Raw genomic sequence first — 14,946 nt, 5'->3', positions numbered from 1 at the left:
GGATCCTGCTTCTTTTCTTTCTCTTCCAGGTGATTAGAGCCTCTCAAAAATGGAAAAACTAGGAGATGAGCTGCTAGAGAGCAAATTTTCCTTATGTCAGGGAGGCAATTGTTATGATGAAACAGATTTTGTTAATTACAGATGGATGTTCGAATGTTGGCGTGAGTCCAGTCATAGCGGCTGCACAAGCGCATACGGAAGGTGTAACTGTGAATGTCATAGGTGTGGTCGACCAAGGGGAGTTAGGCCTGTTAGGGACGGAGGAGATTCGTGAGATTGCCGCAGCAGGCGGGGGGATGAGCCGTATTGTCAATTCAGTCCAGCTGTCCCAAACCGTTCAAATGATGACGCGCAAAACCGTAACAACGACGATACAGCATGCGGTAGGCAAAGAATTGCAAAGCATTCTGGGGATTAATCAATTAGAGCAGCTGCCGCCTGAGAAGCGGGCAGAGGTCGTGCAGGTGATAGATTCCATGAGTGAAACTACTTCCCTTCGCGTAGCGCTTTTAATAGATGCTAGTGCTAGTATGAAGCCCAAGCTTGCAGCGGTGCGGGAAGCTATTCATGATCTTCTGCTAAGTCTTAGGGCCCGCAGCGGCAAAAGTGAATTAGCCGTGTTCCACTTTCCGTCAACAAAAACGAGGGACCAAGAGTTGGAGATGGATCTCAACTGGACGAATCAACTTGCAAATTTAGACAAGATGTTCTATAAAATAAACATGAAGGGTACGACTCCGACAGGTCCGGCGCTCCTGCAGACGCTGCAGTTCGTGACGGAGAAGCCTGTCGCACCAACAACCGAGGATGGGATGCTGAGTGACTACGTGGTATGAGGAAGCTTTCCGTCCAGGGACAGAAATCCAAGGCAAATGGAACGGCCGAAGTTATGTGGTCGAACGTTTATTAGGTGCTGGCTCTAACGGTGTTGTGGTTCTCGTACGAAGAGGAACGGCCAGATTTGCTCTAAAAGCAGGACATGAAACGGTTGACCACCAATCGGAGATTAATTCGCTTCTCGCCATATCCCTCACAGATACATCCTTTAAGAACTTCTTAATCGATGCGGATGATATGCAGGTTCGCGGGAAAGAGATCTCTTTCTATGTCATGCGGTATATTGATGGAATGACAATTTCTCATTTTATACATAAGCGTGGGCAGGACTGGATCTATGTCATTGGCTCCAACCTGCTCAGAAAGCTGACGGAGATTCATAAGAGCGGTTATGTGTTTGGGGATTTGAAGATTGAGAACATGATCGTATCCAAGTATGGCGATGTGGATCTCATTGATTTCGGTGGGGTGACACCCAAAGGCAGAGCGATTAAGCAGCTGACCGAAGTGTATGACCGCGGCTATTGGAAGATGGGGGAACGGGTAGCGGAAGAGAGCTATGATTTATTTTCATTTGCCATTTTACTTTTAAAATCGCTCGATCAGCGCAAACGCTTCACGGCAATGAGCAAGATGCTCCCTCAAAATAGAGATGTCGATCAGCTTATGGTCATTATGCGAGAAAATTCAGCAGCTGCCCAGATCGCGCCATTTCTTCAAAAAGCATTGAGAGGCGAGTTTACTACATCGCAGGAAGCTTTTCATTATTGGAAAAAACTCATTTTGGGTAAAAAACTTTCACAGCCCGCTCTGAAAATGCCGTGGCTTAAGGTTTGCTTCGCGGCCTCCATTTTTATTTTTGTAGCAACTGTTTATCTTTACTGGTTAAATTAATAATTAGGGAACATGCAAGTCGGAAAGGAAGACAGTATGGAAATCGATCTTGTCGCCAAGGTGCGGCAGCGAGTGACCGAAGAGAAGTTGGCGGATTCGGGAGATGTCGTCATCGTTGCAGTTTCAGGAGGACCTGATTCCGTGGCGCTGCTTCATGTCCTTTTTGCGCTGATACCCAGTTTCAACTGGAAGTTGGTTGTAGCTCATGTGAATCATCAGTTCCGGGGTGCGGAATCGGACGGGGAAGCTGATTTTGTGATGGAGTTGGCGAAGAAGCTAGGTCTACCTTGTGAAATTGGCGTCATCGATGTACCGGCTTATATAGAGGAAACGGCGTTGAATGGGCAAGCAGCCGCGCGTGAGAAAAGGTACGAATTCCTTCATCAAATTGCGGAAGATTATGATGCTCAGCGAATTGCATTCGCGCATCATGCCGATGATCAAGCGGAAACGGTTATGATGCGAATCCTCCGAGGAACAGGCCCGTCCGGGCTTGTCGGGATGCCGGAACGCAGGCGAGAAAAAAAAGTGGAACTGATTCGTCCTTTCCTACGTATATACAAATCAGATATTGTGAATTATTGCGCTCAGCATCACATTACTTATTGTAAAGACAGCAGCAATGAGCTGCGGAAGTATTTTCGCAATCAAATTCGGCTGGATGTTATGCCGATGCTGAAGCAGTACAATGAACATCTGCCCGAGTCGCTGAATCGATTGACGGATATGATGCGCGCTGAAGATGATTATTTGGCTGGGGAGACCGAGCAGGTTTTACGCCGGATAGTGACTTTTCAGGAAGCGGCTTGCCGGCTACAGAGAAGTGATTTCAGCGGACTTCACGTTGCTTTACAAAGGCGTTTGATTAAATTAATATTAAACTGTCTTTGTTTGGGAATGGACCGGCTGGAATTTAACCGGATTGAAAGTATCCGCGAGCTGATCTTGCAGGATCAGGTTTCTAATCAAGTACTGCAGGTTGATGATGCCCTTTATATTGTGAGAGAATATGAAGCCATTCAATTTCAGATATCTGCTCCTTCGCCGAAGCCTTATGCTTATGCGATCGGATCCGATACGGATGAACTGAACCTGCCGGAAATAGAAGCCAAACTGCTTTGCTCATGGATGCCCGTCAGTTCGCTAGAGACAGCAGCTTTGCTCTCATCCGCAACGGACGTATTTTTGGATCTGGATCAACTTCAGCTGCCGCTAGTTCTTCGTAGCCGCAGAACAGGAGATCGATTGGAACCGTATGGTTTAAACGGGTCCAAAAAGGTAAAAGATATGTTCATTGATGCCAAAATGCCGTTAAGTCGGCGTGATGTCATCCCGTTACTGGTCGATGCTTCCGGACAAATCCTCTGGATTGCCGGCTTTCGTAGGTCCAAGCACGCTCTTGTTGGTCCCGATACAGAACGTGTGCTTCATTTGAAGCTCGTGCTGAAGTAACATGCGTAAATTTCGTTCTTCTAGAATGTAAATTTATAAGGATTCATAATATAAACTAGGGGGTTCATCCTTGTACAGCGACATTCAAGACGTTCTTTACAGTGAAGAACAGATTCAAGGGAAGATTCAAGAATTAGGAGAACAACTCTCCAAAGATTACGAAGGCAAGAATCCGTTGGTCATTTGCGTGCTTAAGGGAGCTTTTATTTTCATGGCTGACCTTGTGAAGCAAATTAAAGTGCCATTGGAACTCGACTTCATGGCCGTTTCGAGCTATGGTCAATCCACGAAGTCATCCGGTGTCGTCAAGATTATCAAAGATCTTGATGTTCCCGTAGAAGGACGGCACATTCTTATCGTGGAAGACATTATCGATAGCGGTTTAACACTGAGTTATCTGATAGATGTGCTAGAGCGACGCAATGCGAAGACGATTTCGGTCGTTGCGCTGTTTAATAAACCGGCACGCAGAACCGTTGAACTCGAACCTGATTACGCAGGTTATGTGCTTCCAGACGAGTTCGTTGTCGGATATGGTCTGGATTATGCAGAGAAATACCGTAACCTTCCATTTATCGGCATATTGAAACCAGAGATCTACTCAACCTAATGTCATATCTCCGGGCTTCTTCATTGCGGTTATGTTGTAGTGCTTTACCGGGATATGGTAAAATAATAAAAGTGTGCCGTTCGAGAGGAGGCTTGGGATGAATCGAATTATCCGGAATACCGGTTTTTATTTACTTATATTTTTGGTAACAGTAGGTATCGTCCATTTCATCAGTACCCAAAACGAACAAAAGGAATTAATTACTTACGATAAATTCCGCCAAGCGGTTGTTAACAAAAATGTGGAATCCGTAACCCTCAAGTTCGATGGATACACGTATTTGATTAAAGGTAAGTATATTAATCCTCCAAGCGGAGCGGATAAGAAGAGTTTTGAAACGCATGCTCCATACGAGCAATTGGTCGTTCAACTGATCGAAGCCAATGGTGTTCCATCAGAAACGTATGAGACAATGGAGCGGGATAGCGTCTGGATTAGCTTCCTGACCTCTATTATCCCATTCGTCATTATCTTCATCTTGTTTTTCTTCTTATTGAACCAAGCTCAGGGTGGCGGCGGCAAAGTGATGAACTTCGGCAAAAGCCGTGCCCGCTTATATAATGAGGAGAAGAAACGTGTCACATTCGAAGATGTGGCCGGTGCGGATGAAGAAAAACAAGAATTGGTCGAAGTTGTTGAATTCCTCAAAGATCCAAGGAAATTCGCAGCCGTCGGCGCAAGAATCCCTAAAGGGGTTCTGCTCAATGGTCCTCCGGGAACAGGTAAAACATTGCTTGCACGGGCAGTTGCCGGTGAAGCAGGCGTTCCGTTCTTCAGTATTTCCGGTTCTGACTTCGTGGAGATGTTCGTCGGTGTCGGCGCATCCCGTGTTCGTGACTTGTTCGAGAACGCGAAAAAGAACTCGCCTTGTATCATTTTCATTGATGAGATCGATGCGGTCGGTCGTCAACGCGGCGCTGGATTAGGTGGCGGACATGACGAGCGTGAGCAAACCCTCAATCAGTTGCTAGTTGAAATGGACGGGTTTGGCGCTAACGAAGGTATTATTATCGTCGCTGCAACGAACCGCCCTGATATTCTTGACCCTGCCTTATTGCGTCCAGGTCGTTTTGACCGTCAAATCACGGTTGACCGCCCTGACATTAAAGGCCGCGAAGCTGTACTGAAAGTACATGCCCGCAATAAACCGCTCGCCAAAGATGTGAAGCTGGACGCTCTGTCCCGTTACACGACTGGATTTACAGGCGCTGATTTAGAGAATCTATTGAACGAAGCAGCATTGATTGCTGCTCGTCGTAACCGTAAAGATATTTCGATGGCTGAGATCGAGGAAGCTTTTGACCGTATTATTGTAGGTACGCAAAAGAAAAGCCGGATCATCAGCGATGTTGAGAAACGTATTGTCGCCTATCATGAAGCCGGACACGCAATCATTGGTTATCATGCGGAAAATGCAGATATGGTGCACAAAGTGACGATCGTTCCGCGCGGACGCGCTGGCGGTTACGTGATGATGTTGCCCAAAGAAGGCGAAGACCGCATGATGCAGACGAAGAACGAGCTGTTGGATAAAGTAACTGGCCTCCTTGGTGGTCGTGTTGCCGAAGAATTATTTATCGGTGAGATCGGCACAGGGGCTTACAGTGACTTCCAGAAGGCTACTGGCATCGTCCGTCGCATGATTATGGAATACGGGATGAGCGATAAGCTTGGACCGATGCAGTTCGGCAGCTCCCAAGGTCAAGTGTTCTTAGGCCGCGACATCGGCCATGAGCAAAACTATAGCGATGCAATCGCTTATGAGATTGACCAAGAGATGCAAAGCTTTATCCGCACTTGTTATGACCGTGCACGCGCCATTCTTACTGAGCATGCCGACCAAATGCATCTCGTAGCCAAAACGCTGCTTGAGAAAGAAACGCTCGATAAAGATGAAATTATTGAGCTTTTGGAAAAAGGCAAGCTGAATGCCGGCGGGATTGACGAGGACGTTAAAGTGAACATTCAACCGCAAAGCAAAGAGAATGAAAGCAATAAATTAGAGTTCGAAAAAGAGAAAGATCCGAATTCGGATCAATCCGAAGAGTAACAAGCAATGGCAACTCGTAAATCCGGTGTACACGTCAGGTGTACCCGGATTTTCTGCTTATTTCGGCTTTTTTACGCATTGACAGGGGATGCTGGAATGTGTAAATTAGTTGTAAATCTCTAATTTTAACTAGCTTAGATCATACTACTTTTAGATAGTTAAGAAGTACACTTTACATCCCAGACAGGGGAGGAAGCATCCATGGAAGCTTTAGCACTAGAGCGTAAAGCGGAGCAGAACCGAGAATTGAAAGAGCGGTTGCTTCAATTGAAGAAAGAACGGAATGCTATTATTCTTGCTCATTATTACCAGCGTGACGAAGTTCAAGAAGTTGCCGATTTCCGGGGGGATTCCTTTTTGCTAGCGCAAAAAGCGGCACAAACAGATGCAGATGTTATTGTCTTTTGCGGCGTCCACTTCATGGGAGAAAGCGCTAAAATTTTGGCGCCGAACAAAACCGTGATCATTCCGGATGAGCGTGCAGGCTGCCCGATGGCGGATATGGTCAATGTTGAGGGTCTTCGTGCTTTGAAGCGCCAACATCCTAAAGCTAAGGTCGTTGCCTACATCAATACATCCGCTGATGTTAAATCAGAAACAGATATTTGTTGTACTTCTGCAAATGCCATAAACGTTATTAATTCCGTCGATTCGGATGAGATCATCTGGGTACCGGATAAAAATTTGGGCGACTATGTATCAAAATTCACAAGCAAAAAAGTGATCATCTGGGAAGGTTATTGCAATACGCATGATATGCTGACGGTCAAAGATGTAGAGGAAATGAAAGCGCAATATCCTAATGCGCAATTTGTTGTACATCCGGAGTGTCGCCCAGAAGTCGTGAAGTTGGGTGATTTCGTGGGAAGCACGACAGCGATTATTAAATATTGCAAAGAATCAGACTGCAAAGAATTTATTGTCGGGACGGAAGACGGGACGGGTTACCAACTACGCTTGGATAGTCCGGACAAACAATTCCACTTTGCAACCAAATACCTGGTCTGCCCGAACATGAAAGTAAACAATTTGAAGAAAATTGTGAAGTGTTTGGAGACCATGCAGCCAGAGATTTATGTACCGGAAGATGTAGCCGATAAAGCAAGATTGTCCTTAGAGCGCATGTTACAAGTAAAGTAGCATGCGCTACTCTCTTGTTTAATTGAAAGATCGCATCAAATCATTTTTGTTAGTTACCCTCGTGAAGAAGCAGAATCTCACGATTCTGTTTCTTGGCGAGAATAAATGGTGAAGATCGGGTGAGCGGCATGATTCCTAGATACCTCGTAGATGTAGACTTAAATTCCATTCCTCATGTACATACAGATGTGATTGTGATTGGCGCAGGTATTGCAGGATTATTTACGGCTCTGCGCGCTAGTGAAAATAAGAAAGTTCTGATGATTACGAAGAAATCTCTCCTCGATAGCAATACGCGTTATGCACAAGGCGGGATTGCAGCTGTTATTTCCGACGAGGATTCACCTGAATATCATATGCAGGATACTTTGATCGCCGGCGCCGGCCTCTGCTCACCAGAGGCTGTTGATGTTCTAGTTCACGAAGGTCCTAACGGCGTACAGGATTTGATTCAAATGGGAACTCAGTTCGATCTGGAGAATGGTGAGTTCGCTTTGACGAAGGAAGGGGCTCACAGCCAGCGACGCATTTTGCATGCGCATGGTGATGCTACCGGCGCCGAAATTGTACGAGCCCTTTCGGAGCGCACGAAACAAGACCCGAACATCGAGATCTGGGACGATCACTTCGTGATCGACCTGATCACGCAAGATGGCGAGTGCTACGGAGCACTCGTGCAGAAGCCGGGCGGCCAGCGGGTGTTTGTGCGCGGCAACGCCACGATCCTCTGCTCGGGTGGTGCGGGACAGCTGTTCCGCTACACGACCAATCCCGATATCGCGACGGGTGACGGCATCGCGATTGCTTACCGCGCCGGTGCGCAAATTCAGGATGTGGAATTCGTACAATTCCATCCTACGGCGCTGTGCTATCCTGGCGCTCCGCGCTTTCTGATCTCCGAGGCGGTGCGCGGCGAGGGGGCGTACCTTCGCAACATCAAAGGTGAGCGTTTTATGGAAAGGTACCATCCCCAGCTGGAGTTAGCGCCTAGGGATGTTGTAGCTCGCGCCATCGTCGACGAGATGGAGAATTGCAAGTCAACTTTTGTATACATAGATATTACACATGAATCTGAGGAACTAATTAAACATCGCTTTCCAACGATTTATGAGTATTGCTTGAATTATGGTTTGGATATGAGCACGGACTGGATCCCGGTTGCTCCCGCAGCTCACTATATGATGGGTGGCGTGAAGACAGATTTGCACGGAGAGACGCACGTTCGCCGACTTTTCGCGTGTGGTGAAGTGTCTTCCACAGGTGTACATGGCGCTAACCGGTTAGCGAGCAATTCGTTATCGGAAGCTATCGTATTCGGCAGAAGGATTATCGAGCGTATTCAAGAGCTGCCGGCTCTGGAAGGCGACATTCAAATCCGCGCGGAGTCTGAAGCGCCAAGAACGGAAATTCCGAATCAGGCTGTTGTCGAAAAGAAGCTGAAGCTGCAGAAAGTCATGCTGCGCTACGCTGGACTGAAGCGTTCAGCCAAAGGTCTGCAAAAAGGCCACGATGAATTGTCCAGACAGCTTTCTATTTTTGATTCCTTGATGACGAAACGTGAAGATTATGAATTTGCTAATTTACTGAATTGTGCATTGCTTACGACAACAGCGGCTTTGGCGCGTGAGGAAAGCCGTGGGGGTCATTACCGGGAAGATTTCCCGGAACGGGATGATCGTGACTGGAAGAAGCATATTGTTTTTAAGCGCGGGGAAGATAGCATAGAGGAGTGGATTTAATATGCTGGATTTAAATATGGAACTTATTCGTAAACAGATTCGGCTTTGGCTAGAAGAAGATATTGGCACCGGTGATGTCACGACTCTGACAACGATCCCTTTGGACCATGCGTCCAAAGGGATTATCCACGTCAAAGAAGACGGAATCATCTGCGGTCTGCAAATTGCCCGCGAAGTTTTCGCTGTCGTCGATTCAACTCTTCATTTTGAAACAAAAGTCGCAGAAGGATCGTCAGTTAATAAAGGGACAATTATTGCTGAAGTGGAAGGCAACACGCGAAGCATCCTGCTTGGCGAACGTTTGAGTCTTAACCTCATGCAAAGGTTGTCCGGTATTGCGACCAGAACACGGGAGTTTGTTAATGCCCTGGAAGGTTTGCCGACCAGACTTGTTGACACAAGGAAGACGACGCCGGGTCATCGGCTTCTTGAGAAATATGCCGTTCGCGTAGGCGGCGGTCATAATCACCGTTTCGGTCTTTATGATGCGGTTATGATCAAGGATAATCACATCAAGGGCTCTGGAGGTATCACACAGGCTGTACAAGCGGCCAGGAAGCAGATCCCCCACACCATGAAGATTGAGGTAGAGGTCGAAGATTTTGACCAATTGCAAGAAGCGTTATCGGCCCAAGCTGACATTATCATGTTGGATAATATGGCACCGGCTAAAATGAAGGAAGCAGTTTCCATAATTAAAAGCAAAGCTCCGCATATTGTAGTAGAAGGATCAGGATCTGTAACGGTGCAGACCATTAAAGCTATGGCTGAATCGGGCGTAGATGTGATTTCGGTTGGACGGTTGACCTACTCGGTTGCAGCGCTGGATATTTCACTTGACCTTAATGAGCGGAAGGGGACAGCGTTATGATTCTCGTGATCGATGTGGGGAATACCAATATTGTGCTTGGCCTCTACAAAGAGCGTACACTCCTGCACCACTGGCGGGTGAGCACGAATCGTTCGGCTACCGTTGATGAATACGGCATGCAGTTGCATAGCCTTTTTCAACATTCTGGGATTAAATTCAGCGAAGTAGAGGGTGTAATCGTCTCTTCCGTTGTCCCTCCGCTCGTTAGTGTGATGGAAAGCCTTTGTAAGCATTATTTGAAAAGGACGCCATTTACCGTAGGTCCCGGCATTAAGACGGGATTGAATGTGCGGGTAGACAATCCCAAAGAAGTTGGGGCGGATCGTATTGTAAATGCGGTTGCAGCTCTTGAACTGTATGGAGCTCCTTGTATTATTGTTGATTTCGGAACGGCGACAACCTATGACTATATTGATCCAGCCCAGCAGTTAGTGGGATGCGCGATTGCACCAGGCATCGGTATTTCCACAGAAGCGTTGTATCAAAAAGCGGCAAAGCTTCCGCGCATTGAGCTTGTGAAGCCGAAAAGCGTAATCGGCAAAAATACGGTAGCTGCTATGCAGGCAGGGATTATTTATGGCTACGTAGGTCAAGTGGATGGGATTGTTGAACGTGTAAAACAGGAGTTTAATGTAAATCCTACCGTCATAGCAACGGGGGGGCTTGCAGAATTGATCTCCAGTGAGTCCCGAACGATTCAAATCGTGAATCCTTTGCTGACACTGCAAGGTTTACAAATGATTTATGAGAGAAATGCATAAGCTGTTTAAGGAAAGGACGTAACATGGGCGATTATTTAATTCGAGGAACGGCTCTTCAGGGAAGAGTTCGTGCTTTTGCGGTACAAACCACCGTCCTCACAGAGGAACTTAGCCGAAGACACCAAACGACCCCTACCGCCACTGCGGCGTTAGGAAGAACGGCAGCCGCCGGTCTTCTTTTGGGAGCCATGCTCAAAGGTGAGGAACATCTCATTATTCAAGTCAAAGGAGACGGTCCAATCGGGCAGATTGTGGTCGATGCCAATGCCAAAGGCGAGGTGCGTGGTTATGTGGATAATCCGCTGGTTGACCCTCCCCTTAAAGCGAATGGTAAACTCGATGTTGCCGCTGCGGTCGGAACGGACGGCTTTTTGTACATAACCAAAGATTTAGGTCTCAAAGAACCTTACAAAGGCAGCACACCGCTAGTTTCTGGCGAATTAGCGGAAGACTTCACCTACTATTTTGCGAAGTCGGAACAGACGCCTTCAGCAGTAGCTCTTGGTGTTTTGGTAAATACCGATCACTCGATCTTAGCAGCGGGCGGATTCGTCATTCAATTGCTTCCTGGATTAAGCGATCAGGAGATTAGTGAAATTGAGGAAATACTCTCACGCATCCCTTCCTTTACAACCATGCTCGGCGGCGGATTAAACCTGGAAGGAATTTTGCAGACGGTATTACCTTCTTTTCAAACACTCGATCAAATGGATGTTATGTTCCGCTGCAAATGCAGTCGGGAAAGGATTGAATCGACGCTTATTTCCCTGGGGAAAGCGGAGCTTCAAGAAATTCTCGATGATGAAGGCTTCGCCGAAGTTGTGTGTCATTTCTGCAATGAAGCCTATCGTTTCGACGAAGAAGAGTTGCAACGCATGATTGATCTGTAGATCAGCAGCATTATGGAAATGAAGAGGAGTCAGGATGCAGAACGTAAAGCGATTGTGGGGAGTCATCATTCTGATGGCAGTATGTATTCTCGTGCTCGCATCCTTGCTGATCACTCATACTATGAACCAATCAGAATCGAGTCACCCAGCGGATCCTGAGCAGCAAGGCGAGCAGAACAATGATCAGGTCGTAGCCAAAATTGGAAGTCGAGATATTACGCGGCAAGAGCTTCGAACAGCGCTGGAACATCATTATGGAGCAGAACTGTTAGGTCAGCTGTTGGATCGTGAAGTGATACGTCTGGAAGGAAACGAGACGGGGACTGCGATTGCAGATGCGGAGATTGCACGTGAGTTGAAACGAATGCAGCAAGGATACGAGAGTGAAGAACAATTTTATGCCTCTATGCAAAATCAGTTGGGGCTGTCCCGGCAAGAAATCAAAGAGGACGTTACGAATAAGCTGCTATTGGAGAAACTTGCTACCAGCCATATTCAAATAACGGATGCTCAGGTGGAATCTTATGTCCAAGCGCATCCTGATGAATTTAAGCAGGAAACCGAGTACAACATCCAGCAGATAATTGTTTCTACCAAGGATCAGGCGAACAAAGTGATTGCCGCGCTGGGGAAAGGCGAAAGCTTTGAAATTCTGGCCAGAGATCGCTCCCTGGATGACGCAACCAATAACACGGGAGGAGACCTCGGCTGGATTGAGGGTGATGACCCTTTTGTGGCAGCACCCGTTCTGGAGGCTGCGAAATTGCTGAAGGTTGGGGAAGTCAGTAAGCCAGTAGCGTTAGCGCAAGGATTTGCAGTAGTGAAGCTGAAAAACAAGCGTGACAAAGAAAATCCGGATCAAGCGTTTATTCGTGAAAATGTGCGCAGAGAGTTGGCGCTGCAGGAAGCTCCGCCGCTTAAGGATTATGTTTCGCAGCTTCGAACGAAATGGAAAGTAGCTGTTATTGCTCCGGAGTTTAAGCAGGGTCTCTGAAAATGTGGTTGACAACGCGTGGGTGCATTGATAAGATTAAATGTATAATACCGACTAATTAACTCGGAAATCATCTATTACTCAATCTGGAGGGGAACTAGCAATGGCAAGATTAGTACAAAGCATTACGGATTTGATTGGAGATACACCGCTTGTTCGTTTGAATCGTGTCGTTCCGGAAGGAAGCGCAGAGGTTTATGTTAAATTGGAGTATCAGAACCCTGGTGCCAGCGTTAAAGACCGTATTGCCATCTCCATGATCGAAGTAGCTGAGCAAGAAGGCAAACTTAAGCCTGGTGATACAATCGTTGAGCCAACTAGCGGTAACACGGGAATCGGAATTGCACTTGTTGCAGCAGCTAAAGGATATAAAGCGATTCTGGTTATGCCAGAAACGATGTCTCTAGAAAGACGCAACCTGCTTCGTGCTTACGGTGCGCAACTTGTTCTTACACCGGGAGCAGAAGGAATGAAGGGTGCGATCAAACGTGCGGAAGAATTGAAAGCGGAGAATCCTTCCTATTTCATCCCGCAACAATTTGAGAACCCGGCTAACGTGAAAGTTCACCGTGAAACAACAGGTCCAGAAATCGTGGAAGCAATCAAGGGTCACGATGGCAAATTGGATGCTTTCATTTCCGGTATCGGTACAGGTGGTACGATTTCGGGCGCTGGCGGCGTGCTGAAAGAAAATTTCCCTGATATCAAAATTTATGCGGTAGAACCTGCGGCTTCACCGGTTCTTTCCGGCGGTAAACCAGGTCCTCACAAAATTCAAGGTATCGGTGCAGGTTTTGTTCCTGGTATTTTGAACACAAACATTTACGATGAAATCATTGCGGTGGAGAATGAAGATGCTTTCGAAACTTCCCGTCGCGTAGCCAAAGAAGAAGGTATTCTTGGCGGTATTTCCTCAGGCGCAGCGATTTTCGCAGCTTTGAAAGTGGCCAAAGAACTTGGAGCTGGCAAACGTGTCGTAGCGATCGTACCAAGTAACGGTGAGCGTTACCTGTCTACACCGCTTTACCAATTCGAAGAGCAATAAAGTTGACCTTCATGCAATTAAGTAAGCCTCAGCTCTTGCAGCTGGGGCTTTTTTTCTGTGATAGGTTGGAGTATACTAATGGACAACTAATCTTCGGATATTATTGGAAGGAGGGGCAATCATGATATTAACAACCCTAGAGCAGTGGCGCAGTTGGTCCTCCGCGTATACCATGCTGCCTTACGTCGTTAAGCTCGAGCTGGGCGAAGATCGTATCGTCTCCTGGGAATCAGCTTGGCAGGAAGCGGCGCCGAATTCTTTTGTACTGGAGAGCGGGAAAGGCGGGCGCTACACGTTCCTCGGGTTACAACCATTTTCGACGGTACATGGAAAAGGGTTGGAAGCTGAAATGACTTCGTCCGGTCATGTAACTCGCATGAAAGGCGAGCCGCTTTCAATCGTGAAACAATGGATGTCTTCTCATCATAGTCCCAAAGTAGAAGGCGGTCCTAAATTCTTAGGTGGATGTGTCGGATACTGGAGCTACGATGTAATCCGTACTATCGAGAAGCTACCGACCCAAGCGGCGGATGATCTGCCAATCCCGGATTACAGCTTTGCTATGTATGATCAAGTATGGGCTGTGGATCACCTTGAGAAAAGCCTATACCTCATGGTCCACACGTCCCTGCAGACGGACCTGGCTGCGGATGACGCGTATCTGCAGCAGCTATATGCGCAGGCGCAAGAGCAGACAGATGCCATGCTTCGTCGCTGGCAGGGCATCAGCACTAGCAGCGCAGCGGGCTCGCCGCACAGCGGCCCGGAAGGGACATCGATCGCGCGCGAGCAGCTGCACATCGATGTAGAGAGCATCGCGGGCATCCAGCCTGCGTTCGGCAAAGCCGACTACATGGCGGCGGTGCAGCGCATCCAAGCCTACATCTCACAAGGTGACGTGTTCCAAGTCAACTTGTCTGTCAGACAGAGCCGGCGCTTGAACACGACGCCGGAAGAGATCTACGAGGCGCTGCGCATCGTCAATCCCTCGCCTTATATGGGCTTGCTGCGCTTCGCAGGCTTCGCCCTCGTCTCCGGCTCGCCGGAGCTGCTCGTGCAGCTGGAGGATGGCGTCCTGCGGACGCGTCCTATCGCTGGCACACGCCCGCGCGGCAAAGACGAACAGGATGACCTGCGCCTGGCCGGCGAGCTCATCGACAACGAAAAAGAGCGCGCCGAGCACGTCATGCTGGTCGATCTCGAGCGCAACGACCTTGGCCGCATCTCCAAGTACGGCTCTGTCCGCGTCAAGGATTTTATGGTCATCGAGTACTATTCCCATGTCATGCACATCGTCTCCGAAGTGGTCGGCGAGTTGGCGGAAGGCAAGGATGCGTACGATGTCATTGCGGCTACGTTCCCTGGAGGAACAATCACAGGCGCCCCGAAGATTCGGACAATGGAAATCATTGAAGAGTTAGAGCCAGTTCGCCGCGGCCTGTACACGGGTTCTATGGGGTGGATTGACTATAATGGCAATATGGAATTTAATATTATTATACGCACGCTGGTGGCGGCAGAAGGTATGGGGCATATTCAAGCGGGGGCGGGGATCGTCATCGATTCTATTCCCGAGCGTGAGTATATCGAATCTTTGAACAAAGCCAAAGCGATGTGGAAAGCAATTGAATATAGCGAGCGGAGCATGAGCCGAGCTTAAGCC

The 14,946-nt window shown here is 47.8% G+C and carries 13 protein-coding genes; all 13 read left to right on the top strand.

The window, feature by feature from the left end:
• The first annotated feature begins 116 nt into the window (after positions 1–116).
• The 13 genes from ACUN27_RS36890 (at position 117) to ACUN27_RS36830 (ending at position 14,943) form a co-directional block, all read left to right on the top strand.
• Positions 117–836 (top strand): vWA domain-containing protein, encoded by a 720-nt coding sequence (locus ACUN27_RS36890; RefSeq protein ID WP_127457174.1) that lies wholly within the window; start codon positions 117–119, stop codon positions 834–836.
• Entirely contained in the window at positions 820–1,731 is a 912-nt protein-coding gene (locus ACUN27_RS36885; protein WP_315955959.1) for a serine/threonine-protein kinase, read from the top strand. The genes ACUN27_RS36890 and ACUN27_RS36885 overlap by 17 nt, the downstream gene beginning before the upstream one ends.
• A gap of 36 nt (positions 1,732–1,767) precedes the next feature.
• Positions 1,768–3,183 (top strand): tRNA lysidine(34) synthetase TilS, encoded by a 1,416-nt coding sequence (tilS, locus tag ACUN27_RS36880; protein ID WP_326061304.1) that lies wholly within the window; start codon positions 1,768–1,770, stop codon positions 3,181–3,183.
• A gap of 70 nt (positions 3,184–3,253) precedes the next feature.
• On the top strand, positions 3,254–3,793 hold the full coding sequence (hpt, locus tag ACUN27_RS36875; protein ID WP_127457153.1) for a hypoxanthine phosphoribosyltransferase: 540 nt from the start codon (positions 3,254–3,256) through the stop codon (positions 3,791–3,793).
• Between the two features lie 97 nt (positions 3,794–3,890).
• Entirely contained in the window at positions 3,891–5,843 is a 1,953-nt protein-coding gene (gene ftsH / locus ACUN27_RS36870; protein ID WP_326061303.1) for an ATP-dependent zinc metalloprotease FtsH, read from the top strand.
• Positions 5,844–6,044: 201 nt separating this feature from the next.
• Positions 6,045–6,983 (top strand): quinolinate synthase NadA, encoded by a 939-nt coding sequence (nadA, locus tag ACUN27_RS36865; protein ID WP_157324474.1) that lies wholly within the window; start codon positions 6,045–6,047, stop codon positions 6,981–6,983.
• Between the two features lie 128 nt (positions 6,984–7,111).
• Positions 7,112–8,722: an L-aspartate oxidase gene (nadB, locus tag ACUN27_RS36860; protein WP_315955976.1), complete on the top strand. Its 1,611-nt coding sequence runs from the start codon at positions 7,112–7,114 to the stop codon at positions 8,720–8,722.
• A 1-nt stretch (position 8,723) separates the two neighbouring features.
• Complete coding sequence (nadC, locus tag ACUN27_RS36855; protein ID WP_315955963.1) at positions 8,724–9,593, top strand: carboxylating nicotinate-nucleotide diphosphorylase; 870 nt, start codon at positions 8,724–8,726, stop codon at positions 9,591–9,593.
• On the top strand, positions 9,590–10,354 hold the full coding sequence (locus ACUN27_RS36850) for a type III pantothenate kinase (RefSeq protein WP_315955964.1): 765 nt from the start codon (positions 9,590–9,592) through the stop codon (positions 10,352–10,354). The genes nadC and ACUN27_RS36850 overlap by 4 nt, the downstream gene beginning before the upstream one ends.
• A gap of 23 nt (positions 10,355–10,377) precedes the next feature.
• Positions 10,378–11,244: an Hsp33 family molecular chaperone HslO gene (hslO, locus tag ACUN27_RS36845; protein ID WP_315955965.1), complete on the top strand. Its 867-nt coding sequence runs from the start codon at positions 10,378–10,380 to the stop codon at positions 11,242–11,244.
• A gap of 34 nt (positions 11,245–11,278) precedes the next feature.
• Positions 11,279–12,238: a peptidyl-prolyl cis-trans isomerase gene (locus tag ACUN27_RS36840; protein ID WP_315955966.1), complete on the top strand. Its 960-nt coding sequence runs from the start codon at positions 11,279–11,281 to the stop codon at positions 12,236–12,238.
• A 103-nt stretch (positions 12,239–12,341) separates the two neighbouring features.
• A complete protein-coding gene (gene cysK / locus ACUN27_RS36835; RefSeq protein WP_127457161.1) occupies positions 12,342–13,283 on the top strand; it encodes a cysteine synthase A in 942 nt (313 codons plus the stop codon).
• A gap of 121 nt (positions 13,284–13,404) precedes the next feature.
• Positions 13,405–14,943, top strand: coding sequence for an anthranilate synthase component I family protein (locus ACUN27_RS36830; protein ID WP_445560562.1), 1,539 nt, complete (start codon positions 13,405–13,407; stop codon positions 14,941–14,943).
• The last annotated feature ends 3 nt before the right edge of the window (positions 14,944–14,946 follow it).

It is taken from the genome of Paenibacillus sp. WC2504 (genome assembly GCF_052682475.1).
Note: the sequence above shows the minus strand (reverse complement) of the source record. Positions and strands in the feature narration are given on the sequence as shown.

Bases quoted from the DNA above. Each gene is read 5' to 3' on its own strand.
- ACUN27_RS36890 (WP_127457174.1), top strand. From the start codon at position 117: ATGAAACAGATTTTGTTAATTACAGATGGATGTTCGAATGTTGGCGTG.
- tilS (WP_326061304.1), top strand. From the start codon at position 1,768: ATGGAAATCGATCTTGTCGCCAAGGTGCGGCAGCGAGTGACCGAAGAG.
- ftsH (WP_326061303.1), top strand. From the start codon at position 3,891: ATGAATCGAATTATCCGGAATACCGGTTTTTATTTACTTATATTTTTG.
- nadA (WP_157324474.1), top strand. From the start codon at position 6,045: ATGGAAGCTTTAGCACTAGAGCGTAAAGCGGAGCAGAACCGAGAATTG.
- nadB (WP_315955976.1), top strand. From the start codon at position 7,112: ATGATTCCTAGATACCTCGTAGATGTAGACTTAAATTCCATTCCTCAT.
- nadC (WP_315955963.1), top strand. From the start codon at position 8,724: ATGCTGGATTTAAATATGGAACTTATTCGTAAACAGATTCGGCTTTGG.
- ACUN27_RS36850 (WP_315955964.1), top strand. From the start codon at position 9,590: ATGATTCTCGTGATCGATGTGGGGAATACCAATATTGTGCTTGGCCTC.
- hslO (WP_315955965.1), top strand. From the start codon at position 10,378: ATGGGCGATTATTTAATTCGAGGAACGGCTCTTCAGGGAAGAGTTCGT.
- ACUN27_RS36840 (WP_315955966.1), top strand. From the start codon at position 11,279: ATGCAGAACGTAAAGCGATTGTGGGGAGTCATCATTCTGATGGCAGTA.
- cysK (WP_127457161.1), top strand. From the start codon at position 12,342: ATGGCAAGATTAGTACAAAGCATTACGGATTTGATTGGAGATACACCG.
- ACUN27_RS36830 (WP_445560562.1), top strand. From the start codon at position 13,405: ATGATATTAACAACCCTAGAGCAGTGGCGCAGTTGGTCCTCCGCGTAT.